Annotated in this window: 2 protein-coding genes; both read left to right on the top strand. The window is 30.8% G+C overall.

Annotated elements, in window-relative coordinates; all coding sequences use genetic code 11:
- Positions 1 to 826: glycosyltransferase (locus ACP5FO_RS08740; RefSeq protein ID WP_428157419.1), on the top strand; the 826-nt coding region annotated here is incomplete at its 5' end.
- Positions 823 to 1,926, top strand: coding sequence for a glycosyltransferase family 4 protein (locus tag ACP5FO_RS08735; RefSeq protein ID WP_428157418.1), 1,104 nt, complete (start codon positions 823 to 825; stop codon positions 1,924 to 1,926). The genes ACP5FO_RS08740 and ACP5FO_RS08735, both read left to right, overlap by 4 nt.
- Positions 1,927 to 1,939: the final 13 nt, after the last annotated feature.

Below are 1,939 nucleotides of genomic sequence, written 5' to 3'. Positions count from 1 at the left end.
TGTTGAGATATTGTTATCTTACCAAAAAAAGGGTTTACCGATAGAGATAATATCAGTTAATAAAAACAATATGGGTATATTAGAAAATTTTAGTATTATACTTAGCAACACATCGGCTGATTATGTTTTTTTGTGTGACCAAGACGATATTTGGCTACCCAATAAAGCTGAGCGCATGATTAACAGAATATCCTGGTTTGAGAAAATTTACGGTAAGCATATACCTTTTCTTGTATTCAGCGATATGAAAATCGTCGATAAAAATTTGCAGATTATAAGTAATTCCGGCATGAAATATCAGGGTTTTTATCCAAAAACGTTTAAAACTTTTAAACAATCACTTATTCAAAATATTGTTCCTGGCTGTGCAATGATTGTAAATCAAAATCTTTTAAAACTCGCTCTTCCTATACCCAAGGAAGCTTTTATGCATGATTGGTGGCTTGTGCTTGTTGCTACAGCTTTTGGGAAAATAGACTATATTGATGAGTCTTTGTTTTGCTACAGGCAACATGCAAGCAATAATATTGGAGCATCAGCTTGGAATATTTCCTCGATAGGAAATAAGCTTAAAAATTTTAAGCAAGAGCCTGAGCTTATTTATAATGGTTTTAAAAAAGCTTTAATGCAAGCAGAAGTTTTTTATGAAAGATATAAATCAATTTTACCTAAAAAAAACAGACTTGACTTAGAACGCCTGTTAAAGATTAAGAATCAAAAACACTTGCAAAAAACAATTGAAACATTAAAATTTGGCACTAACAAGCAAGGTCTATTAAGAACACTCGCTTTTTATTTTTCATTATGTGTGAAGGGGTTTAATTGAAAATAGCTTTAGTGACGGACGAGTTTAAAGTAGGTGGTGGTCTTGAGCATATATACCAAATAGCTAAAGCAATGGAAAATATTGAGTTTTTTATTTTTGCAAAAGGCGGGGAAACAAAAGGCAAATTTAAAGATTTTAAAAACGTATCTTTGATTTCTTCCGGCTATCATCCTGATTTAGTACTACAATATAAGCCAGATATCATTCATATACACCATTTAAAACCGCTTTTTAGTTTTTACAAATTTCATCACACGTCTTTCTATGAAATTCCAATAATTTTTACAGCTCATGGAATGCACATACATAAATACGAATTTTTCAAAGAGCAACTTTTTTCCAAAATAAAGTATCATCTGAGGTTCAATCTTGAAAAATATCTTTTTAGCAAAGTCAGCAAAGTCATATCTGTATCCAAAGAAGATAGAGATTTTATTGTAGAAAATTACCGTATCGATAGCAGAAAAATTGAGTATATCACAAACGGTATTGATTTTTCTACTATAGATAGCACAGTTTCGTCCAAAGAAGAACTACGCAAAAAACTCAATTTGCCTGAAGGTAAATATATTTTCTTGACAGTTGCAAGATTTGATTTCCAAAAAGGCTATGACATACTATTGCAATCTATTAAGACTTTGCAAGCAAATTATGATTGCAAGGATATGTTGTTTGTTTTTGTGGGTGATGGAAAAACCTTAAACGAATCAAAAAAATTCGCCATAGAAAATAATTTAACCGATTTGGTTTCTTTTCAAGGCAAAAAAGATAATATATATGAGTTTATGAAATGCGCAGACTTTTTTATTTTACCATCCAGATGGGAAGGTTTGCCTATTGTAATTATAGAAGCAGGAGCTTGCAAATTACCCGTAATTGCTTCTGATACTTACGGGAATAGAGAAATTATAAGGCACAAGCAAAATGGAATTTTATTTAAAAATCTTAATAGCAGTGATCTTGCTTTAAAAATTCTTAATGCTGTGAACAACAAGAGCAAATTTTTGGAATATAGTAACAAATTATACGAAGAAGTTAGAGAAAGCTATAGTATTGACAAAATGATAGGTAAACTAAACAAGCTATATTACAGCTTTTGACGAATTTGCAGTT

Origin of the sequence: Desulfurella sp. (assembly GCF_049977265.1) — a bacterium.
GTDB lineage: Bacteria > Campylobacterota_A > Desulfurellia > Desulfurellales > Desulfurellaceae > Desulfurella.
Note: the sequence above shows the minus strand (reverse complement) of the source record. Positions and strands in the feature narration are given on the sequence as shown.